Source organism: Sphingomonas faeni, assembly GCF_003053745.1.
Lineage (GTDB): Bacteria > Pseudomonadota > Alphaproteobacteria > Sphingomonadales > Sphingomonadaceae > Sphingomonas > Sphingomonas faeni.
Map to the genome: position 1 here is coordinate 1 of NZ_QAYE01000029.1, position 1,701 is coordinate 1,701.

General features: G+C 64.8%; 2 protein-coding genes. Both read left to right on the forward strand.

The features are described 5' to 3' along the window. The coding region (kduI, locus tag C8J25_RS20105) for a 5-dehydro-4-deoxy-D-glucuronate isomerase (protein WP_107956113.1) at positions 1-816 on the forward strand (816 nt) is incomplete at its 5' end. Positions 817-946: 130 nt separating this feature from the next. Next, positions 947-1,701: 2-dehydro-3-deoxy-D-gluconate 5-dehydrogenase KduD (kduD, locus tag C8J25_RS20110; RefSeq protein WP_107956114.1), on the forward strand; the 755-nt coding region annotated here is incomplete at its 3' end.

Consider the following 1,701-nt stretch of genomic DNA (forward strand, 5'->3'; position numbering starts at 1 on the left):
CATCCCGACATGATGGAGTGCGTTTCCAACGACGAACTGCGCGACCGGTATCTGATTCAGGACCTGTTCCGCGACGGCGAGTGCGTGCTCAACTACACGCATGCCGAGCGCTTCGTGATCGGCGGCGTCGCCGTCGCGAGCGGTAGTGTGAAGCTGCCCGATCAGGCCGAGCCGGCATCGGCGGCAGGCCACCCCTTCCTGGAGCGTCGCGAGCTTGCGGTCGTCAACGTCGGCAAGGTCAGCGGCACCGTCATGGTCGACGGCGAGACGTTTACGCTGGGCAACAAGGACTGCCTGTACGTGACGATGGGCGCCAAAGACGTGCAGTTCTCCGGCGACGGCGCGCGCTTCTATCTGGCGTCGTGTCCGGCGCACAAGGCGTTCACCACGCGCGTGATCTCGGTCGGCGATGCGACCACGCTGGAGCGCGGCAGCCTTGAGGACTCGAACGAGCGGACGATCTACCAGATGGTCATCCCGGGCATCTGCGACAGCGCGCAGCTGGTCATGGGGCTGACGGTGTTGAAGCCGGGCAGCGTCTGGAACACGATGCCGCCGCACATCCACGAGCGTCGCAGCGAGATCTACTTCTACTTCGAGCTCGACGATCTCGAGAAGGACCGCGTGTTTCATTACATGGGCGAAGGCGAGGCGACCCGCCATATCGTGATGGCGAACGAGGAAGCGGTGATCAGCCCGCCCTGGTCGATCCATATGGGTTCGGGGACGAAGGCTTACGCGTTCATCTGGGCCATGGCGGGCGAGAACCAGGATTATACCGACATGAACGTCCTGGATATCTGCCAGCTGGCGTAAATCTGCCTTTCCCCTTCCCGCTTGCGGGAGGGGGCAGGGGGTGGGCACGCGCTCACCACCGCCGATCCGCGTGAGGAAAGCGCGAGCCCACCCCCGGCCCCTCCCGCAGGCGGGAGGGGAGGAGAAGAGCATGACCAATCCTTCCGTATCTGGCCCCTTCGATCTGACCGGCAAGGTCGCCATCGTCACCGGCGCGAACACCGGCATTGGCCAAGCCATCGCGGTTGCGCTTGCTACCGCCGGCGCGGACGTCGCTTGCGTCGGGCGCACGCCTGCCGAAGACACCGTCGCACAAATCCGTGCGCTCGGGCGGAAAGCGGAGATCGTCTCGGCGGACTTGTCGACGATCGAACCGGTCCAGCGCGTCGTCGACGAGACCGTGGCCAAGCTCGGCGGTCTCGACATCCTGATCAACAACGCCGGCATCATCCGCCGCGCCGATGCGGTCGACTTCACCGAAGCCGATTGGGACGCGGTGATCGACACCAACCTCAAGTCGGTGTTCTTCCTGTGCCAGGCGGCGGGGCGGCACATGATAGCGCAAGGCTCGGGAAAGATCGTCAACATTGCCTCGATGCTGACGTTCCAGGGCGGTATCCGCGTGCCGAGCTACACTGCGTCCAAGTCGGGGATCGGCGGCCTTACGAAGCTGCTCGCGAACGAGTGGGCGGCCAAAGGCATCAACGTTAACGCGATCGCACCGGGATACATCGCGACGAACAACACCGCTGCGCTACAGGCGGACGAGACCCGCAACCGCTCGATCCTCGACCGCATCCCGGCAGGCAAATGGGGTGACGCGAGCGATCTCGGCGGTGCGGCGGTGTTCCTGTCGTCGGCGGCAGCCAACTACGTCCAGGGCCACATCCTTGCCGTCGATGGCGG